The following is a 19,387-nucleotide window of genomic DNA, read 5'->3' on the forward strand; positions in this document are numbered from 1 at the left end:
CATTATTCCTTACGACAAATGGGTTTGGCGGGAACACCCGCCACTGTCTGATTATTTAAAACATCGTGGATCACTGTTGCTCCTGCTGCGACAACTGCGTTTGAACCAATTTTTATCAATTGCTTAATTTGACAGCCAATACCAAGCCAGCTAGCCTCAGCCACTTCAACTCCACCGGCGAGATGCGCACCTGGGCTAAGGTGCGAACCGTCAGCAATTACACAATCGTGATCCACCGTGGCAGCAGTATTGATGATGCAGGCTTTGCCAATGCGGCAAAAGGGGTTAATTACCGCTCCGGCCATCACCACAGTGCCACCCTCTAGATCCGCATAGCGGCTGACAATAGCACTAGGGTGAACCAAAGGTAAACAGCGTGCCCCTTGGACAAAGAGTTGATGGAATTTCTCTAAACGAGTGGCGTTATGACCTATAGCAACAACCACATTTGAGTAGTTAGCCACTTGATTGATTAAAGCATTACTGTTCCCCAATACTGGCCAGTGTTCGACTTGCTTGAGCTCTGGCCAGCGATCATCATAAAAATGAATATCAGGATAACCATTGAGCTCGGCCATTTCAGCAATCACTTTTCCGTGGCCACTGGCACCGAGAATCGCGCAGGGTCCAAGCAAGTGTTTATTCACGGGCTTAGCGTTCATTGCCTGTGCCTTGCTGCTCTTGCCCTGTGAATGGGGCAATGGTGACATGACCATCGGCCGAAATGCCTTCTTTGACAAATACCTTTTTTACCGTTAACAATAAAATTTTGAAATCAAGCCAAAAAGAGTGGTTATCTACATACCAAACATCGAGTTTAAATTTCTTTTCCCAACTAATGGCATTGCGACCATTTATTTGTGCCCACCCAGTAACACCTGGGCGCACTTCATGGCGACGTGCTTGCTCTTTACTATACAGCGGCAAATATTGCATCAACAGCGGACGCGGGCCAACCAAGCTCATTTCCCCCTTTAGTACATTCCACAACTCGGGCAACTCATCAAGGCTTGAGTTGCGCAATTTATCGCCAAACGGCGTCATACGCTCAGCATCTGGCAAAATGTTGCCCTGCTCATCAGTTGCATCTTTCATAGTGCGAAACTTTACCATTTCAAACGGCTTACCATGCAAGCCGGGGCGAGTTTGGCGAAACAACACTGGCGAGCCAAGGTTTTTGCGAATTTTCCATGCCACTAAAGCTATGATTGGGGACAACAATAATAGCGCGCAAAAGGAGGCAACCATATCGAATAAGCGTTTCACTTTACCTCCTCAAATACAGCGACGAATTTTTTAACCCCATGCGCTAACGATAAGTGTTTATGATAAAAATCATGTGCATTTTTTGCCATTTGCTGACGTTCATCAGCATTCAATTTAACCAATTGCTCAACCGCATTAGCCAATGATTTAGCTGAATTGGCTTTACAGCTTACACCAGCTTGGGCAGCTTTTATCAATTGCGCTGCATCGCCATCAACTCCCATAACAATTGGCTTGCCAACAGCTAAATATGCTTGAGTACGAGATGGGATTGTAATTGAAAAAAGTTCATCATCAGTCAAATGAACTAAAAGTGCATCAGCGGCTTTTAGTAAAGTACCAACCTCTTGCATGGGGACTCTTGGTAAAAAATAGATGTTATCAAGATTCAGTTCTGCAGCTTGTTGTTGTGCTGCTGCTTTTGCCACTCCATCACCAATCAACACCAAATTAGCGCTAACATTGCGCTGACTAAGTAAATGAGCAGCCTCGACGATGGCAGGTAACCCTTGCGCAAACCCCAAGTTACCAGCGAATACAATATTTAATTTATCATTGGTTGGGAGTGACAACTGCGTTGCACGAGAATTCATCAATGCACTTTCATCACACCAATTATAAATTAACTCAATTTTTGAATCTGAAATACCCTTAGCTACTAATCGCGCTTTAAAACCTGGTGATAGCACAACGTTCTTCGCCGCACGGTGATAAACAAACTGACAAACCTTCTCGACAATAGCCAACGCTTTGGGGTTTGTCAGCATTCCAGTTGCCGCTAAAGTATCCGGCCACAAATCTTGAATATCAGTAATAAAGGGCACTCGTCTGAACATGCCAATAAAAAGAGCGCTGAGCGAAGTTGTAAGTGGCGGATGATAGCTATAAATCACATCTGGCTTGCTGACTTTAAATAAGCCACATAGAAGGGAGCTTGCAGCAAAAGAAACATAATTTAAAATTCGTCTAAATGCTGAGCCATCATGGCTTGGATACAGCGGTACACGATGAACAACAACGCCATCAATTAACTCTTTTTGATAGGCTTTGATCTTATAACCATCATATACTTTGCCACCAGGATAATTGGGGAAACCTGTAATAACCTCAACTTGATGACCATTCTCAACGAGTTTTTTTGCAAAAAGTAAGCCTTTAAATGTTGGCTCAGGGTCAAACCACTGTGTAACGATTAATATTTTCAAAATGCTATTATCTTATTAATATTGCAAATAAAATATGTAGGAGAAAACTCTCCTACATTCTTCAATCATTAATACTGCTTCCACACCGTTCGCATTACATAATCGCGATAACTATGAATTATACGTACTACTTTATCGGCCACATTCGGCATGCTGTAATCAGAGACCAGACGTAAATCACGCAAATCACCAGAGTGCTGTGTTTCTAAAACAGCTAATCCTTGCATTACACGTTCAACCGCAAGGCCAACCATCATTACTGAAGCCTCTTCCATTCCCTCTGGACGCTCATGAGCTTCACGCAGATTAAGCGCAGGGAAGTTCATGATGGACGATTCCTCATTAATCGTACCACTGTCAGAAAGCACTGCTTTAGCATTTTTTTGAAGATGATTGTAATCATGAAAACCGAGGGGTTTTAATAATTGAATGTTCGGATGAAACTGAATTCCCTGAGCCTCAATCCGGTTACGTGTGCGAGGATGGGTTGACACAATAACAGGTAGATTATAGTGCGCAGCAACCGTATTTAAGGTTTCAGCAAGCTTGGCTAATTGTTTAGGCGAATCGACGTTTTCTTCACGATGAGCACTTACCACAAAGAATTTGCCTTGCTGTAAACTCAAGCGTTCCAGTACATCAGAGCTATCAATTTGAGGCATGTAGTGGTTGAGCACTTCAAACATGGGGCTACCGGTTTTAATCACACGATCTGCAGGTATGCCCTCAGCCAATAAGTAATCACGGGCAATGGTACTGTAAGTAAGATTGATATCAGCAGTATGATCGACAATACGGCGATTCGTCTCTTCAGGCACGCGCTGATCAAAGCAGCGATTTCCTGCTTCCATATGGAAAATCGGCACTTTGCGGCGTTTCGCAGGGATAGCGGAGAGGCAAGAATTGGTATCACCCAGCACCAGCATTGCTTCAGGATCAACTTCTTCTAATACTTGGTCAACTTTAATAATGACCTGACCAATAGTTTCTGCGGCATTTTTCCCAGCTGCATTTAAAAAATAATCAGGTTTACGCACACCCAAATCATTAAAAAATACTTCATTGAGCTCAAAATCGTAGTTTTGACCTGTGTGAACCAAAATATGTTCACAGTGCTCATCTAATTTAGCCAGTACACGGGATAAACGAATAATCTCTGGGCGCGTGCCCACGACTGACATAACTTTTAATTTTTTCATTTTACTTTCTGCCAAATATTCATATAAAAATTGCAGGACTAAAGTGGGCGTGCAAATGTATCTGGTGCTTCACGATCAAAAATCTCATTAGCCCAAAGCATTACAATCATCTCTTCATCACCGACATTGGTAATGTCGTGTGACCAACCGGGAACAGTTTCCACTATTCGCGGTGAGCTGCTATCTGTTTTAAGCTCATAGCGTTCACCTGTAGCGATGTGTTCAAATTTGAATAACGCTTGGCCTTTCACAACCAAGAATTTTTCATTTTTAGTATGGTGATAATGGCCGCCACGAGTAATCCCAGGGTGAGCCGTAAAAAATGAGAACTGCCCCGCTTCTTTGGTTTTAAGTATTTCACTAAACACCCCACGCTGGTCACCATAGCTTGGAATTGAATAGCTGAATTGCTCAGGTGACATATAGCTTATGTAAGTAGAGTAAAGCGCCCGGCACAAACCCATGCCAACATTTTCAGTGACTAAGTTATCTCGACTTACTTTAAAGCTGTGTAATAAATCAGCCACCTCACCCACAGTCGTAGGATATTCTGGCGCTACAGACTTGAAACCATGAGACTCACTGCCGACTAAGAGTGAAATTAAGCTTCTGCAGACATCATCAATATAAACTAAGGTCACAGGCGCTAATGGATCGTTAATAGTGATATCTAAACCATTAAGCGTGTTATAGCAAAAGGTAGCCACAAAAGAGTTATAGTTTGGCTTACACCATTTACCAAATACATTGGGGAAGCGATAAATATAGTAAGCTGCCCCTGTGTCATTACCATATTGCTCGACCGCTTGTTCCGCTAGCAGCTTACTTTTACCATAAGGATTTTCGCATGTTGCCTGACTTGAGGAACTTAGCATTAAAGGGGCATATTTCCCGCTCAGTGTAAGTTTTTCAACAATAAAACGAGTTAAGTTCGCATTATCCTGTTGAAATTCTGCATCATCTTTTGGGCGATTAATACCTGCTAAATGATATACAAAATCAGCTTCAGCAATATAAGTAGAAAGTTCGTCACGAGAAGTTTCACGGTCAACTTCGATGATATCTTGATAGCCATGCTCGCGCAGCATTACACAAAGATTTTTACCAATAAAACCTTGTGCACCGGTAACGACAATTTTCATTCAAACCCCCTCAGGAACAACAAAACTACCCGCCTCAATATCACGGATAATATCGAGTTTATGCAGCAATTTCACCATACCATCAACATCTAAACGTTCGGTATTGTGAGAATTGTAATCCTCAATCACCGACAAATTTTTCTCGCCTTCCTCGTTGTATTTTGCGTAGTTTAGGTCACGGTTGTCGGAAGGGATACGGAAATAACCACCTTGATCTTCAGCAACAAACATCTCTTCGCGACTACACAAGGCTTCGTACAGCTTTTCACCATGACGGGTGCCAATCACATTCACTTGATGTTCGGGTTTACCCGTAATCTGCAGTAAGGCTTTAACTAACACATCGATAGTGGCAGCCGGGGCCTTTTGCACAAAAATATCGCCATTGGTGCCATGTTCAAAAGCATGCAAAACCAGATCAACTGCATCATCGAGCGTCATCATAAAGCGAGTCATATTGGGGTCAGTAACGGTAATAGCTTGCTCGTTAATGATTTGACGTAAAAAAAGTGGGATCACCGAACCGCGCGAAGCCATCACATTTCCGTAACGTGTAGCTGAAATAACAGTTTTATTAGGATCGACATTACGCGACTTAGCAACGATTACCTTTTCCATCATCGCCTTGGAAATGCCCATGGCATTGATTGGATAAACAGCTTTATCAGTACTTAAGCATACAATACGTTTAACTTCGTTTTGAATCGCCGCTTCAAGCACATTTTCAGTACCTAGCACATTAGTCTTTACAGCTTCCATGGGGTGAAATTCACACGAAGGCACCTGCTTAAGCGCAGCAGCATGATAGATATAGTCCACACCACGAGTAGCATTTAAGATACTTTGATAATCGCGTACATCACCAATATAAAATTTCAATTTAGAATTATTATATTTTTTACGCATATCATCTTGCTTTTTCTCATCACGGGAGAAAATTCGAATTTCTTTTATGTCGGTATTTAAAAAACGGCGCAGTACTGCATTGCCAAACGAACCGGTACCACCGGTGATCAAAAGCACTTTATTGTTAAACATACCAACCTCAAAATAATTAAAATTTAAATAAAATCAAAGAAATCTTCCCACGTTGCACACTGTGCAAATGACAAAGGAGTAAACTGCAATACTGTTTCCTGCCTAATAATAGTTTCCATTTCATCTGCCCATTTAGTTGCATCTTGATAATCTAAGAAGATCGCACCTTGGTAACCTGTCAATACATCCCTGGAATAAGGTAAATCTGCACAGATGATTTTTTTACCTAACACTCCCGCCTCAGCAAGCGGTAATCCGAAGGTTTCTATATAGCTGGGGAATAACACTGCATCGGCTGAAATATAATGCTCAATCACTTGCTCATAGGACATCACACCTAAATAGACCACATTATCACTCAGCCCTAATTGCTGCACTTTTTCATCAAATACCGAGTAATCACCAAAGGTTAATGTAACCGCAAATTGAACAGTCTTGTCTAACTGCCTGGTGTTAAGCAACACTAATGCATCCAAAATCAATAAGTGATTTTTATAAAAAAGCGAGGATGCTGGATAAAAAAAAGTAATTTGCTCAGTAGTTAGCCGTTGTGTTTGTTCTGAGCTCTTGTTTTGATACCCATCTGGCAACTTGATATCCGGTGTAAATACTGAAATATTGCTTTCTGCCACTCCACATTGCGCTAGCGCTGCCTTCATCCACTGTGTTTGCACGACAAATCGTGTACACTTAGTGACAAATAAGAAAATAAAAAATTTATAAAACCATTTATATAAAAAGTATTTTATTGTTTCCTTATTAAAAAGATACTTAACAGTTGTAAAAGGAAGGGGCTGATGTAAGTAGATTAATTGTTGACAGCCAACATTCACCGAGGTGTTTTGTAATGAAATACACAACTCAGGTTCGATGTTATGTTGCTTTATATAGTGCTTTAAACCAAAACTATCCCACCAGATCCGTTTCATCCATGATTTGGTATCCACCTCAACATAATCAATATTTGCATGTGCATCGAGTAACACCCCGACAGGTGCAAAAATAAGATATTTTTTATCAGTTAATGCTGCGTAGGCAATAAACTGTCGAAGGATAGTCAGTGCACCGCCAGTGGATAATGCAGTGGCGTTAACAATAATTTTTTTAATTTTACTCATGGTAATTACTTTTCTTACAAAGTGTTATTGCAATAAATCAAACTCGCGTTTAAACAACTCATCCCAACACGCAACAATATTGCCAACCTTATACTCTTCAATTTTAGCTAATGAATTTGAGCGCATCAAAACAAATCTATCATCTGACATTTCAATGACATCTTTCATTCTCAATGCAAATAAATCAATATCCCGTTGATTTACCAAAAAGCCATTTATACTATCTTCAATCAAATCAGATGGACCACTATGACAGTTAAAAGAAATGCACGGCACACCAAATAATAACGCTTCTAACATTACCATTGGCATTCCCTCATAGTAAGAAGTCATCAATAATGCTTTAGCGTTCAGATATACCAAACTCAAATCATCTACTGGAGGTAAAATTCTAACTCTATCTTGTAAATCAGCATTTATGATTTCTGCGGAAAGCTTGGAATGCAGCTCACCTTGTCCATATATATCAAGCGACCATTCTTTGCAGCATGTCTCATAAACTGCTCTAGAATTGTTTTAGCTCCAGAGTGATTTAAAGCTGTAGCATTTACCAGTACGTTCATTTATCTTCCTTATCAAACAAGACAAAAAAAGCCAGCACTAACTTATACGGTGTACTAACACCATTCAGCACAGCTATTTCTCGAGCGCATTTAATTCTCGCCTTCATTGTGGAAACGTCTGTCACGTTCATAGAAATAACACTACTTTTATATTTCCTCATTCTTGCTATCAGACTTTTAACTTGCTTCAACTTCCCAAAAATACCATTACGGATAGCTCCAACTTGATTATTATCATGCTGCCTATAAAGTAAAGTAGGTCTATCAAGAAAAATAAGTTGACCATATTTTACCGCACATACGGCCGCCCAATGGTCATGCATAGTAATGCTTCTCGGAAAATCTAACATTATATCCAAAAGAGATTTATTAAACATTACTGTACAACCATACACAGACGAAACCCACTTAATATTCATCTTATTAGAATTTCGATTAGGATCCACTTTTGTATAACGATAAAAGTCCTCATTAATAACATTAAGCTTTTTATCAACGACTTTTAAATTGGTGTATAGAACTGTGGGTAAATTTTTAGAATGCTCTTCAAAAAAAGACAAACTTTGTGATATTTTGTCTGGTAACCAATAGTCATCCTGGTCACTAAACATATATATAACGTTAGAGTAATTTGAGACTTCGCGCAAAAGATAACAAAAATTGCCAACAACCCCCCCCTTACGATTGGAGTTTAAAAAAATAAATCTATCATCTTTAAGAGCATAATCTTTTAGGATCCTAACTGTACGATCTGAAGATCCATCATCAGACATTAGAACTCTAAAATAGGTATAGTCTTGATTAACTATCGAATCCAGTTGTTCTTTAACATATTGCTCACCATTATATGCAGCAAGAAGAATTATAACTTCTTTATTTTCTTTTGACATTATTGATATCCATCATATTAATTAGTGTGAGCATCAAAATCAACCCACCTGCAAAATTCTGCAAATAAGGATTTGTATTCGAAGCAAATAGAAAACAAAACAAAAAAGAAACATTATATGCAGACCTCTTAAAGTCAAAGTTACTATTTATTGGCTTTACAAAAAACGAAAAAAACAGCAGAAAAAATAGAAGGGATGTGATTCCAAAAAAACCCAACTTATACACCAATGACAAAATGCCCAATTCATAAAGCCAAGGAGAGTCCGGAGACCTCAAATAAGAAGACGGAGAACCAAGTCCTGTGCCAAAAATTGGATTGTAATTTAACGCTTCTGCGAACGATTTAATTTGAGTAAGCCTTTCACTATCTCCAATATTATCTCTCGTAAGACCAAAATATGTTACAAAATCAAAACTAATAACAATAGCAGTCAAAACTTGAGGAATAATCAATGACAAAAATATCAAGATTGACGCTAATAATGGTTTATTACGGACATTGCAATATAAATACTCAAATAATTTCGCCAAGATAAAAAATGCAAAAACACTAAAAAAAATTGCTCTGGATTGCATTATTAACAAAGCTAGAATAATAACAACAAATGATAAACTAAATCTTACCCTACTATATTTTAAAATATCCATGTCAATTTTTAAATATAGCGAAAAGAAAATTAATATTGACATGCCCACCTGTAATCGAGGTACAAAATAATAGCTTCTAAGGTCAGGTAATGCTTCTAAATCCTTTGCACTATCAAAATAAAACTTAACCATGGAGTAATAAACATCTGAAGCACCTGAGTTCAAGAAATAAAGAACCAAGTAGATTACATGCACAAGAGAAAATAAAAATAAAAAATACGAAGACACAGAAAAAACAGAATTTAAATCTCGTTTCGAAATATATCTATAAACAGAATAAGATAGCACTGGAAAAATATACGGCATTAATTCACCCAAGTAATCTGTTGGATGAGTACCTAACACCAAGGAATATAACATACCCAATACTGCAACAACAAACATAGCTAATAAAGACGAAAGGCAATCTAGTTTAGGTGATTTTATTATTTTACAAAAAATAGAGATCACTAAAAAAAGGAATGTTAACTGCCTTATTGGAAAGCCGTTCACATATATATCAAATAAATTACCGACCAGAGATGCAACGAACATCAATGTAATAATAGACCACTTCATATACAATCCAACAACTTAACAGAAGCCATATAAGTCCTTTCACACGATCCAGGTTCCAAGTTCGCTGAAACACAACATTTCAAAGAGTTATTATCAACATTTACAGCCAAGTCATTCGCAAGAATATCAAATAACTGTGCCCATGTTTTAAATGTCAAACTTCCACAGTGAAAGCTATCACCTGCATAAACCCCCCTATCCCTTGCTAAATATTCTTCTACACCACGCAAATCAAAAATCACAGGTTTATTTAAGATTGAGAAGTCAAACATAACGCTTGAGAAGTCAGTCACTAATTCATCATAATCACATATAGATTCATATATATCGTCACTAGATGAAATTTTTATATTTTCACAAAATTCAAGCGCTTTCAAAGTTGCTTCATCAATAAGATTAGCTGGATGAATTCTAAGATCAAGTTGAAAATCATTTTCCTTAAGTACAATATTCAAACTAATCAGTTCGTCAGAACTAATAGCAGAAAAATAACTATTATATTCCCCACGAAAGGTGGGCATGTAAATAATTTTTCTCGTGATTTTTTTATCGAATAATGGCTCGTAATGAAATATATCATTACGAACGAAACCTAAAGACAAAACTCGATCCATTGGCAAGTTGAAAGCTGTAGAAAACCTACTTTTGCATTTTTCTCCTGATGACACTGCTATCGTATAGTAATCGTTATTTAAATAAGAAAATAATATGGAAAATCGACGCCCAAATCGATTTAGCTTACTAAACTTATCGTCATCATAGCCTATTTTCTTGAACGGGAAACCATGCCATAACTGCACTCGCTTACACTTAGGAGAAATTGCAATCGGTAACAAGTCCGAACTTATTGAGTGGCTTACAAAAGCCATTGATGCCCGGCATTGTACCCATATTCCCTTTAAACTAAGATAGTAGAAAGCATTAACTCCGGCCTCACACAATTCACTCTCTAGCTCTCTATCTTTCACAATCCAGTAAGCTTTTATACCAGTATTGTTTATCACGTATTCATATAAATATTTAGGGTTATCTGAGTACCTTTTTCCAAACCAAGAACCAAATACCCAAATATTATTATTCACAGGCAAGAGAAACATCACAGGTTTGATTAACAAACCAAAAATAACTCTTAGAAAAGTAAATACCTTCTGCATGCTCACTCCAGGTTTCGACTGTTAATTAAGTACTCCAAGACTGTCTGATGACTACTGCCTTTAACCTCAGATTGTTTATAGGTAAGTTTAAACAATAAGTTGTCACTTAACTTTAGTCTATTGATCACATCACTTGACACAGCAGAATAAAGACCAATCTCTTGTAGATAGTGAGGCGGACGACTACTAAAAAATTGCATAGTATTGAAGTCTTTTCTGAATTCCTGACAATCATTCAAAATTTTATATATCATATAATGATATATAAAATACGGATATCTTTGGTATAGTTTTGTCACTACCTTACTAGTCCAAAACAATTTAAAAATATCGTATTTCTCGGAAAGAATACCACGGAAAAATCATGAACATTACCGTAAATAAAGGCTTCCCAGAACCTTCAAAAGGTACTCCGGATCCATCGCGCACATCGCTCTTTTGTGTTTAATACTCGCTTTTAGTGTCGTTTCACTTTTTAGCATGTTTAAACACATCTGTCTGATCCTTGCGAAATTCTCTGCTCGTTCTTCCGCTCGTTTACGGCAAGCATCTTCACCAAATGCAGTATCCAACATCCAATGCATCGACTCGACTAACCAGTGCGAGCGTGAAGCATTTAACAATTCTTTAGCACTGAGCGCTTTCGAACTAATATAATATCGCACCGTTACTTCTGACTCTTGGGCCACTGCTGATTCTTGTCTAATCGATACCACAATTCCCATCGTTTTTAGCCCTGGCCAATCAAACTCAAGATCGCCCAAAACACTTAAATCTTCATTCACTAAAGCCAGTCGTGTTTCCTGTCTGCCTCGCGATTTTTCTTGGGTACTGTAAGAATCACCATCATGTTTTTGCAGCATGCTCATATCAAAATAGTTATCAAAAGCTTGCTCAAGTCGGCCTTGATTTCCTTTCACGGCCAGCAAGTAATCAGCGTTTTTTTCAAGGATCTTTTGCGCGATTTTCTTTTGGCATCCCATCGCATCAATTGTGACTAAACAACCCGATATATCAAGCAGTTGAAGCAACTCAGGGATAGCGGTTATCTCATTGGACTTCTCGTAAACTTTATGTTGTCCAAGGCACACGCCATTCTCTGTCGCAAACGCATTAACCATATGGATAGCACCAAGCCCACGGGAATCATCATAAGAGCCACGCACGGTTTTACCGTCTATGGCGATCACTTCACCGTCCGTCAGTTCACAGCAGGATTTCATCCATTCGATAAAACACTTTTGTAAGCGTGTCGCGCTAATCATTCCCATCACTCTTGCAATGGTAATGGCAGAGGGTACACCATGACTAAAATCACCAAAGCGTTTGAGAAAATCTAACCATCTAGTGCCGTAAAGATGGATAGCTTTCCAGTCATCTTGACCGGAAAGCACCGCGCAAATTGTTAACAAAATGATATCAGTTAACTTGTGCTCGACTTTACCTTGTTGGCGATAATCTGGGATGGCATCGAAATGCATAAATGGGTGCTGGTTACTCATCGTTGGACCTCCAATTTGTCTATGGAGGTATTAGAAAAAACTGAAAATGATCTACAAATCGATCATCAGATAATTGATTGTTGTGTGATAGCGCTAACTCATAAAGTTCAAAATTTGAGAACCTGCTACACTACGAAGCCTGTAAATACGGGCATGTTCATGAATTTTCCCTGGGCAATAATTGTTATTGGATTGAACCCACTGCGATACAAATAAAAACTTGCAACACTTATTGCGTTAAATGCAATCAACGTAATAATAACGGTGCTCAGATCGCTATTTACCTTATATACCCGTTCAACTTGAAGATACAGGTTTCAATATCTGAAAATTATCCGTAATTCTGGATACGAGTGTACCTTCAACTTCTGGTAACGTTACATCGAAAAACTCTTTGATGGGTGAAGTAAATTCTGTCTTGGAGGAGAAGTAAATATTGTACCTCACATGCTCATTCATCACTTTCCAAAGCCGCTCTATTGGATTTAAATTTGGACTGTAAGGCGGTAAGTAATGAAGCTCGATATTGAGCACTTTTGCCGCATTTTTCACCAACTCTGACTGATGATAGGCGGCACCATCAAGCACTAGGTGAACTTTTTGCTCCAACGGATAATGCTCCTTTTTGAGCTTCCAGAAGAAGCGAACAATGCTCTCGCTGTTTATCGTGTCATACGTGTCTGTCACCGTTGCGCCAATATTTTGAAGCGGTAACGCACCGATAATATTAAGACGAGTTCGACTGCCTGTTGTCTCAATCACTTTGTCTTGGCCTTTACGTATCCAGCCATAACTGAGTTTTGTTGACTGCGTAGGATGAACGGCATCCATAAATAACACAGGGTCTTCGCTGTTTCTTAGCGTCTCGTTGTAGTATTCGATAAAGGCTTGCTGCATCTCTGGATTAAACTTGTGCGGTACACCTTTCGGCTTCTTATATGAAAAGCCGTGATGATGTAGCCATTTGTTCATGCCTGCAACGGTATAGCGAATACCAAACTCGGCTTTCACATAAGCGACTATTTGATGGGTATGAAAGTACGTCTTCTCAGATAAATGTTCGATAAGCTGCATGGTTTGCTCAGCAGAAAGTCGGCTCTGGCTACCACCATTTTCAGGCTTAAGTTTTTCAGAGAGGACATAGTCACTGAGATGACGAGCAACGGTCGATTCATGAATACGAAGCGCTTGAGAAATCATCGTTTGACTCCAGCCTTCAGACGCAAGTAAAACCGCTTTGATGCGGTCACGCACTCGACCATCACGAGTTGAATCGTGCATCACTTCGAGTTGTTGTTTCTGTTGAGGAGTCAGTATTATTTTCATGGTGCGTAGCATGATCCTGCTTTAAAGAAAAATCAAGCATCTTCAATGATCACGGGTATAGCTCAAACTGATAAAATAACTAAAAGAAAACACATTGATTAAAACAAACAAAAGTAAATTTTTAATTTTCATTTTTAGATCTTATTTAAAGATAATTCGCTTGATTTGCCTTAAATAACAAATTAATGTTCTAATCCCACAGTCACGGAGAACCCTGCTAAATCTTAACTTTCCTGCAAGGCTCAAACCATGTGCGGACATATATGTAAACCACTCTTTCTCATATTTATCTTTATATTTCTCAGCCATCTTCAGATAACTAGCAGAGTCACTGTCTGAAACCCGAGCTCGGTTAGGATCTACGTTGACAGCATAATCCATACGCTTTACTTTATAACAGTTACCATGTTCCAGGACTCGAAGGATAAAATCCCAATCCTCCAATGACTTGTAGCTGACGTCAAACCCACTAAAACGAATAAAATCCTCACGCTTCATCATAAAACCAATATCTATATCGTTTTGATATTGAATATCTTTTAATAAGACATCACCAAAACACTGTTTAGGGGTTAGCTTTATTGTGGCAAAATCACCAGTTTCATAAAATCGACCTGACGACACCATCATATATTTACCCTGAATCATGACATTCAACATATTGTTAAGTCTGCCGGGAAGATATATATCATCATCATCAAGAAAAGTGATGTATTTACCTTTAGCGATACTCACACCATAATTACGAGTACTTGCCGCACCATGCTTGCCAGGATTAGAGGAAAAAATTACCGGATATGATTTTGCAATATTAAGTATTTCATTTGGAACAGGGTTGTCTGTGTCATTTACGACAATGACTTCTAACCCAGTCACATTTTGACTCAATACCGAATGTATTGCCCTTGGCAAAGTATTATTACGATTACACGTTGGAATGATTACCGAGAGCATAATTTCACTATCAATGTTATTTTGCATTATGTTCCTCAAGTGCATCTTTCAAAAACTCCAGTGAACCAATACGCAGCTCGGCGAGTTTGGTGTTAACGTAGTGATACTCGATGGGTTTACACTCAGCAAAGAATGAAGAAAGTGATTGCTGCTCATCACACAGACGACCGTCAATCCCTAAACTTGCCAGCAGACTTTGCAAACGAGCTAGACCACGATCTTTATTGGCAAAACAGATAAATTCTTTATTAAATAAAATTGCCAAGCATACACAGTGAAACGAATCTGTGACGACAAACTTGCTGTCACGAATTTTGGCTAACCAGTCTGCGACGGGGATATAACGATAACCAGCCTCACTCATTTGGTAGTAGATATCTTCTGTCGGTACTTGCAAAATATCCCCGATATGTTTAATAGCGCTAATGAATGTGGTATCAACATCCAGTTTGTAATAAACCACATTTTCATTTTGTTTGTTAACACCGGCCTTTGCTATCACACGCTCAAAAAAATCTACGCCGTTTAATAGCGTCGGATCGAGCACATGTTGAGCAGTCACACCAAAATGATCACGGCAAATAGCGACTCCCGTTTGCTCACGGACCGAGACCGCATTGAACTTGGTCATAGCCTTACGAACGCGGTCACTCAGTATAGCGTCACTTGTTCCTTCCCATTTATCAACGCCAAAACTGGCAGCATAAGAGACACGAGAGACAGAATCAGGTAAGAATGACAAAAAATAGGCATCAACATCCTGATGCTTGTTTACAAACATATTCGGCCGCCATACCTGATCACTACCAACCACTACAGCGCGATAAGTTGTACCAACAGTATTCAGCTGCTGGCTAGCGGTATAAGTTTGCTGACTACGAGTAACCCAGACATCTCTAAATTGCTCAAAAACTTCACCGCCAGTAACCGTTGGTTTAATATACTCCTTTTTACCAAGCATACGTATGATCAATGATTTGACTCCTAACGCCGCCAACACGGTAATTAATAGCTGGCGCAGTGTCTTCTTCCGCGCCATTTTATTAGGAATAAAATCTATATGTTCGACTGAATAATCAAGTCGATTAATCACATCAGCTAACGCTGCAGCTTGCAAAACTGCCCCGTAGTTGTGATCGGAGTAATGAAAATTAAGTAAACCAATTTTTTTATTCATTTAAAATATTACCCTGTAAAATCCAATCACAACTTGATCAGCACTTCATTCAGTTCACGGCGCTGTGAAAGCGTAACTCTAAATTCATCTTTAGCAATACCGATCGGCACAACACAGATTATTTTTTCAGACTCAGGCAAATCAACAATACCAGCAAGTGTCTTTTCTTCTTGAATAAGTTTGCCCCAGTTGGCAGGGCAATTAGCAATTTTATAAAAATGTAAGGCATACAACATGTTCATCAAGAACATACCACCATCAATATAAAACTGATTACGTTCACCAACGGTATAGAAATAATTACGATCAACAGTTAAAAGCAAAACTTGATTGATATTTTGAGTGTAGCCAGTTAACCCACCCTGAATAGTTAGCAACTTGTCGATGCGGGCTTTATCTTCTAGCAAATACACTTTGCATGCTTGGCGGTTACAAACTGAAGGTGTATTCAGTGCCAAAGTAATAGCTTGTTGAATAAGTGAATTTGACACCAATTCCCCAGTATACTCACGCACACTTCTTCGTGAGTGTGAAAAGGTTGCAAAATCAGCATTGACGGGCGCATAAAAATCATCTTTATGATAATCAATGGCACCTTTGAATTTGGTAGTGTATGCATCACCCAAAATATTTTTATAATTTTGGTACTGAGTCTGAGTGAAGTAGTCGCTAATATCTACAGCCATATTCTGATGCAGCTCATAATATTCGCACATTACCTGATAAGCGACTCGAATTTGCGAGCGTCTGACATTATTCTTAATCTCTTCTAAAGCAAGGCTAGGGTGTAGATTTACAATACGTTGTTGAGCAAATCTTGGCTTAGTTTTTTTAAACAACAAACCTTTTTCAACCGAATGATAATCAAGAATTAATTGACATTCGATTTTATGCAACCCATCTTGATTAAACACGGTAGAGTGCTTTAAATAAAGCTTAAAATCCTTAATTGAATTAGCAGCTAGCAATCGAAAATTTCTTGCATAATTAATTTTTTTCAGTCCACCAGCACTCAGTATTTTTTTTACAACAGCCTTGATTTTACTCTTCAAAACACACCCCACAAGCATTAAAAAACCACTAAAATAACATTACACTTTTCTTGCCAATTGAATCATCGACTTTAATAATCGGTATAAGCTGGGAAGTTTGATCAATTGATATTTAACATATGTTTTTAAAGGTACTTTCTGATTTAATTTAGTTAACTCCCCAAAAAGCAACCTTGCTTCTTTTGATTTTGCAAAATCAATCATCACCTGCAATTTAACTACCTTATATTTCTGTTTTATGTTATCTATATAAGGTTGTCGTTCTGCTTGCGTTAATTTCATGCCATCTAGTACATTTAAAATGGTTCTTTCGTAAGCTTGATACTTTGCAACAACTTGCTCATAAGTTGAATACTGGCCACGTGAATGTGAATTAGCACGAACCAGAACAGAATACAGATTGTGCTTAATTGTTATACATTTTCGGTTATACAATAGTGGCAGCATTAATTGCCAATTTTGCCCTGCATTTTTTTCGGTATAAATGGTTAAACTAGGCAAGACTTCGCGTAAATGAGCAACCTTTGCCATATAATTACCAGGCACAAACCAAAAACCATTTTGAGCAAATAAGCAATCTTCAAAGAGGTCTGTTTTGTCATCGTTGTGCTTGTTAACAGCAAACAGTCCTACTTGTTTTAAAGTTTCTTCATCGAGTAGCGTGCAATGGCAACGCACCATGCTGGTTTGCTCATCACTGGCCTCTAGCACTTGTACTAACTGAGTAATGGCTGATTCAACAGCATAAAAATCATCACTATCAGGCCACGCAAGGTAATCACCCGCCATCCATTGCAAGCCTTTATTTATCGCTACTGATTGGCCTGAATTATCTTGATAAAGATAAGTTAATTGATAACCTTTGGCTGAAAAACGTGGAATATAAGATTTAATAATTTGAGCGGAGTTATCAACCGAGCCATCATCGATCACACACATTTCAATGCATGGGTAATCTTGCATCAGCACAGAATCTAATAGCCGATGGATAAACTTTTCGCCATTAAAGCAAGGCGTAATTATACTTACTTTTTTATCTAAATGCATGGCTAACACTTTATCTTGTTTAAAATGAAATGATTGATAGTTTTTCGCACTGTGCTGTCTATTGCAAAATAATAGCCCGCAATAATCGTTGTTAAAACTGACGCAAGAGAAACCAAACACAATCGGTAAAAACTTGGCTCAAACTGCTGTCTGCAAAGCCAAGCCACTACGACAACTAAAATCGTGCAACCAGCACAGGGCAATATGACTTTGTTGATGAAGCTCACAAATGAAAAGCTTGGCAGCAATAAATTCAGCGTCCAAGCGTTAGACAACATACCAATAATAACCATCGCAATATTAACTTGGTAGGCTATTTGTGCCGGGTAATCGCACAGATATGCAACGTAAGTGATGGGTACCACAAGCAAGTAGAGTGTACCATTAATTATGCTGGGTCTTTTAATATGACCTGTCGCATGAATGGCGCTAACGACAACTGTAGACAGGTTAGCGATAAAATTGAAAATTAATATGTACTGACAAAATATAACCGCAAACTCAGGTACATTACCCAGCCATAGTGTTAACACATAATCCATCTCTAAGATCAATGGCAAAGATACCATTAACAGAATGAAATAGGTAAACTTTGCGGCGTTTAATACTAAAAAAGTGGTACGTTGATAATCACCGCTCGCATAGCTTTTAACAATTTGTGGCCTAACAGCAGATAATGCACTGACTGCAAACGACATAACTGCTCCTTGCACCTGCATTGCAATACCGCTGGCCGCATTGAGCAATGCGCCAAAAAATAGATTGAGCAGTATATTAACGCCTTGTGTGCGGGCTAACACGCTGGCGTTACCATAGAGATCCCAACCAGAAAAACTTAACATTTTTTTGATCAAATAATTATTTACCGTGGGTTTAAAATGACTGACGTCAAATTTATTCATCACGTAACATGCATTGCCAATAAAAATAATACATGACACCCCAAAGACTAACGTTGCATAGGTGATTAATCGGTCTGTGCCTAAGATACTTAAAAAATAAACAATACAAAGTTTTAATAAAACTGCAAATGCATCTAAATAGGCGAAAGTTTTAAAGTGTTCATATGAGACAATCATTGCCGAATATGGTATTTGCAAAACAGCCATGCATGCGGTTAATAATGAGAGGCCATATACCCACTTCGCCGCCTCTAGACGCGTGGCATCAATATTTAAGTATTCAAATACTACGCTATGGCCTAAACCCGCCCCAGCTAGCATAACTAAGATCGCAATAAATAAATGAATAATCAAAGCCGAGGTAAAAACTGTCTGTATATCTCCCTTCTGGCCTATCTCAAAATTAAAAAACCGTGAGGTAGCTGTCCCCATCGATGCATTTAAAAATGATAACATGGCAACAACCCCACCCACCACGCTGTAGATGCCAAAATCTTCAACACCCAATTCTTGCAATACTACGCGTGACGTGTAGAGAGAAACAAAAAGACTAAAAAACATCCTGAAATACATAAAAAGTGTATTGCTAAGAATTTTTTTATTATTTTCTAAACTCAATAGTTAACCTATATTTTTTGTGGCGGA

19 protein-coding genes are annotated in these 19,387 nt (G+C 38.5%); all 19 read right to left on the reverse strand.

What is annotated here, in order from left to right; all coding sequences use genetic code 11:
- Positions 1-2 precede the first annotated feature (2 nt).
- Entirely contained in the window at positions 3-662 is a 660-nt protein-coding gene (locus MZ182_RS13300) for an acetyltransferase (RefSeq protein WP_248067204.1), read from the reverse strand.
- Positions 652-1,266, reverse strand: coding sequence for a sugar transferase (locus tag MZ182_RS13305; RefSeq protein ID WP_264302692.1), 615 nt, complete (start codon positions 1,264-1,266; stop codon positions 652-654). Before MZ182_RS13305 ends, MZ182_RS13300 begins: the two co-directional genes overlap by 11 nt.
- On the reverse strand, positions 1,263-2,471 hold the full coding sequence (locus MZ182_RS13310; protein WP_248067206.1) for a glycosyltransferase family 4 protein: 1,209 nt from the start codon (positions 2,469-2,471) through the stop codon (positions 1,263-1,265). Before MZ182_RS13310 ends, MZ182_RS13305 begins: the two co-directional genes overlap by 4 nt.
- 68 nt (positions 2,472-2,539) lie before the next feature.
- Entirely contained in the window at positions 2,540-3,670 is a 1,131-nt protein-coding gene (gene wecB, locus MZ182_RS13315) for a non-hydrolyzing UDP-N-acetylglucosamine 2-epimerase (RefSeq protein WP_248067208.1), read from the reverse strand.
- A gap of 38 nt (positions 3,671-3,708) precedes the next feature.
- A complete protein-coding gene (gene wbjC, locus MZ182_RS13320; RefSeq protein WP_248067209.1) occupies positions 3,709-4,812 on the reverse strand; it encodes a UDP-2-acetamido-2,6-beta-L-arabino-hexul-4-ose reductase in 1,104 nt (367 codons plus the stop codon).
- Positions 4,813-5,850, reverse strand: a complete 1,038-nt coding sequence (locus tag MZ182_RS13325; RefSeq protein WP_248067211.1) for a polysaccharide biosynthesis protein — start codon at positions 5,848-5,850, stop codon at positions 4,813-4,815.
- Between the two features lie 23 nt (positions 5,851-5,873).
- Entirely contained in the window at positions 5,874-6,968 is a 1,095-nt protein-coding gene (locus MZ182_RS13330; RefSeq protein WP_248067213.1) for a glycosyltransferase, read from the reverse strand.
- Between the two features lie 24 nt (positions 6,969-6,992).
- On the reverse strand, positions 6,993-7,433 hold the full coding sequence (locus tag MZ182_RS13335; RefSeq protein WP_319648829.1) for a glycosyltransferase: 441 nt from the start codon (positions 7,431-7,433) through the stop codon (positions 6,993-6,995).
- Positions 7,385-7,531, reverse strand: coding sequence for a hypothetical protein (locus MZ182_RS13340; protein ID WP_248067215.1), 147 nt, complete (start codon positions 7,529-7,531; stop codon positions 7,385-7,387). The genes MZ182_RS13335 and MZ182_RS13340 overlap by 49 nt, the downstream gene beginning before the upstream one ends.
- On the reverse strand, positions 7,528-8,421 hold the full coding sequence (locus MZ182_RS13345) for a glycosyltransferase family 2 protein (RefSeq protein ID WP_248067216.1): 894 nt from the start codon (positions 8,419-8,421) through the stop codon (positions 7,528-7,530). Before MZ182_RS13345 ends, MZ182_RS13340 begins: the two co-directional genes overlap by 4 nt.
- The gene (locus MZ182_RS13350; protein ID WP_248067218.1) at positions 8,405-9,628 is read right to left on the reverse strand and encodes a hypothetical protein; all 1,224 of its coding nucleotides are present in this window, start codon (positions 9,626-9,628) and stop codon (positions 8,405-8,407) included. Before MZ182_RS13350 ends, MZ182_RS13345 begins: the two co-directional genes overlap by 17 nt.
- Positions 9,625-10,782: a CDP-glycerol glycerophosphotransferase family protein gene (locus tag MZ182_RS13355; RefSeq protein WP_248067219.1), complete on the reverse strand. Its 1,158-nt coding sequence runs from the start codon at positions 10,780-10,782 to the stop codon at positions 9,625-9,627. Before MZ182_RS13355 ends, MZ182_RS13350 begins: the two co-directional genes overlap by 4 nt.
- A 371-nt stretch (positions 10,783-11,153) precedes the next feature.
- Positions 11,154-12,284, reverse strand: coding sequence for an ISAs1 family transposase (locus MZ182_RS13360; RefSeq protein WP_248067222.1), 1,131 nt, complete (start codon positions 12,282-12,284; stop codon positions 11,154-11,156).
- Positions 12,285-12,581: 297 nt separating this feature from the next.
- Positions 12,582-13,610 (reverse strand): IS630 family transposase, encoded by a 1,029-nt coding sequence (locus tag MZ182_RS13365; RefSeq protein ID WP_248067225.1) that lies wholly within the window; start codon positions 13,608-13,610, stop codon positions 12,582-12,584.
- A 141-nt stretch (positions 13,611-13,751) separates the two neighbouring features.
- Complete coding sequence (locus MZ182_RS13370; protein WP_248067228.1) at positions 13,752-14,591, reverse strand: glycosyltransferase family 2 protein; 840 nt, start codon at positions 14,589-14,591, stop codon at positions 13,752-13,754.
- Positions 14,581-15,741 carry a polysaccharide pyruvyl transferase family protein gene (locus MZ182_RS13375; protein WP_248067230.1) on the reverse strand — a complete coding sequence of 387 codons (1,161 nt, stop codon included), beginning with the start codon at positions 15,739-15,741 and terminating at the stop codon, positions 14,581-14,583. Before MZ182_RS13375 ends, MZ182_RS13370 begins: the two co-directional genes overlap by 11 nt.
- A 26-nt stretch (positions 15,742-15,767) precedes the next feature.
- Entirely contained in the window at positions 15,768-16,793 is a 1,026-nt protein-coding gene (locus MZ182_RS13380; protein ID WP_248067233.1) for a nitroreductase family protein, read from the reverse strand.
- A gap of 39 nt (positions 16,794-16,832) precedes the next feature.
- On the reverse strand, positions 16,833-17,840 hold the full coding sequence (locus MZ182_RS13385; protein ID WP_248067236.1) for a glycosyltransferase family 2 protein: 1,008 nt from the start codon (positions 17,838-17,840) through the stop codon (positions 16,833-16,835).
- 2 nt (positions 17,841-17,842) lie between these two features.
- On the reverse strand, positions 17,843-19,360 hold the full coding sequence (locus tag MZ182_RS13390; protein ID WP_248067239.1) for a polysaccharide biosynthesis protein: 1,518 nt from the start codon (positions 19,358-19,360) through the stop codon (positions 17,843-17,845).
- Between the last annotated feature and the right edge of the window lie 27 nt (positions 19,361-19,387).

This window comes from Shewanella sp. JNE2, assembly GCF_023159115.1.
Classification (GTDB): Bacteria; Pseudomonadota; Gammaproteobacteria; order Enterobacterales; family Shewanellaceae; genus Shewanella; species Shewanella putrefaciens.

Coding starts and splice junctions, on each gene's coding strand:
- MZ182_RS13300 (WP_248067204.1), bottom strand. CDS start 662: ATGAACGCTAAGCCCGTGAATAAACACTTGCTTGGACCCTGCGCGATT.
- wecB (WP_248067208.1), bottom strand. CDS start 3,670: ATGAAAAAATTAAAAGTTATGTCAGTCGTGGGCACGCGCCCAGAGATT.
- wbjC (WP_248067209.1), bottom strand. CDS start 4,812: ATGAAAATTGTCGTTACCGGTGCACAAGGTTTTATTGGTAAAAATCTT.
- MZ182_RS13325 (WP_248067211.1), bottom strand. CDS start 5,850: ATGTTTAACAATAAAGTGCTTTTGATCACCGGTGGTACCGGTTCGTTT.
- MZ182_RS13330 (WP_248067213.1), bottom strand. CDS start 6,968: ATGAGTAAAATTAAAAAAATTATTGTTAACGCCACTGCATTATCCACT.
- MZ182_RS13340 (WP_248067215.1), bottom strand. CDS start 7,531: ATGAACGTACTGGTAAATGCTACAGCTTTAAATCACTCTGGAGCTAAA.
- MZ182_RS13345 (WP_248067216.1), bottom strand. CDS start 8,421: ATGTCAAAAGAAAATAAAGAAGTTATAATTCTTCTTGCTGCATATAAT.
- MZ182_RS13350 (WP_248067218.1), bottom strand. CDS start 9,628: ATGAAGTGGTCTATTATTACATTGATGTTCGTTGCATCTCTGGTCGGT.
- MZ182_RS13355 (WP_248067219.1), bottom strand. CDS start 10,782: ATGCAGAAGGTATTTACTTTTCTAAGAGTTATTTTTGGTTTGTTAATC.
- MZ182_RS13360 (WP_248067222.1), bottom strand. CDS start 12,284: ATGAGTAACCAGCACCCATTTATGCATTTCGATGCCATCCCAGATTAT.
- MZ182_RS13365 (WP_248067225.1), bottom strand. CDS start 13,610: ATGAAAATAATACTGACTCCTCAACAGAAACAACAACTCGAAGTGATG.
- MZ182_RS13370 (WP_248067228.1), bottom strand. CDS start 14,591: ATGCAAAATAACATTGATAGTGAAATTATGCTCTCGGTAATCATTCCA.
- MZ182_RS13375 (WP_248067230.1), bottom strand. CDS start 15,741: ATGAATAAAAAAATTGGTTTACTTAATTTTCATTACTCCGATCACAAC.
- MZ182_RS13385 (WP_248067236.1), bottom strand. CDS start 17,840: ATGCATTTAGATAAAAAAGTAAGTATAATTACGCCTTGCTTTAATGGC.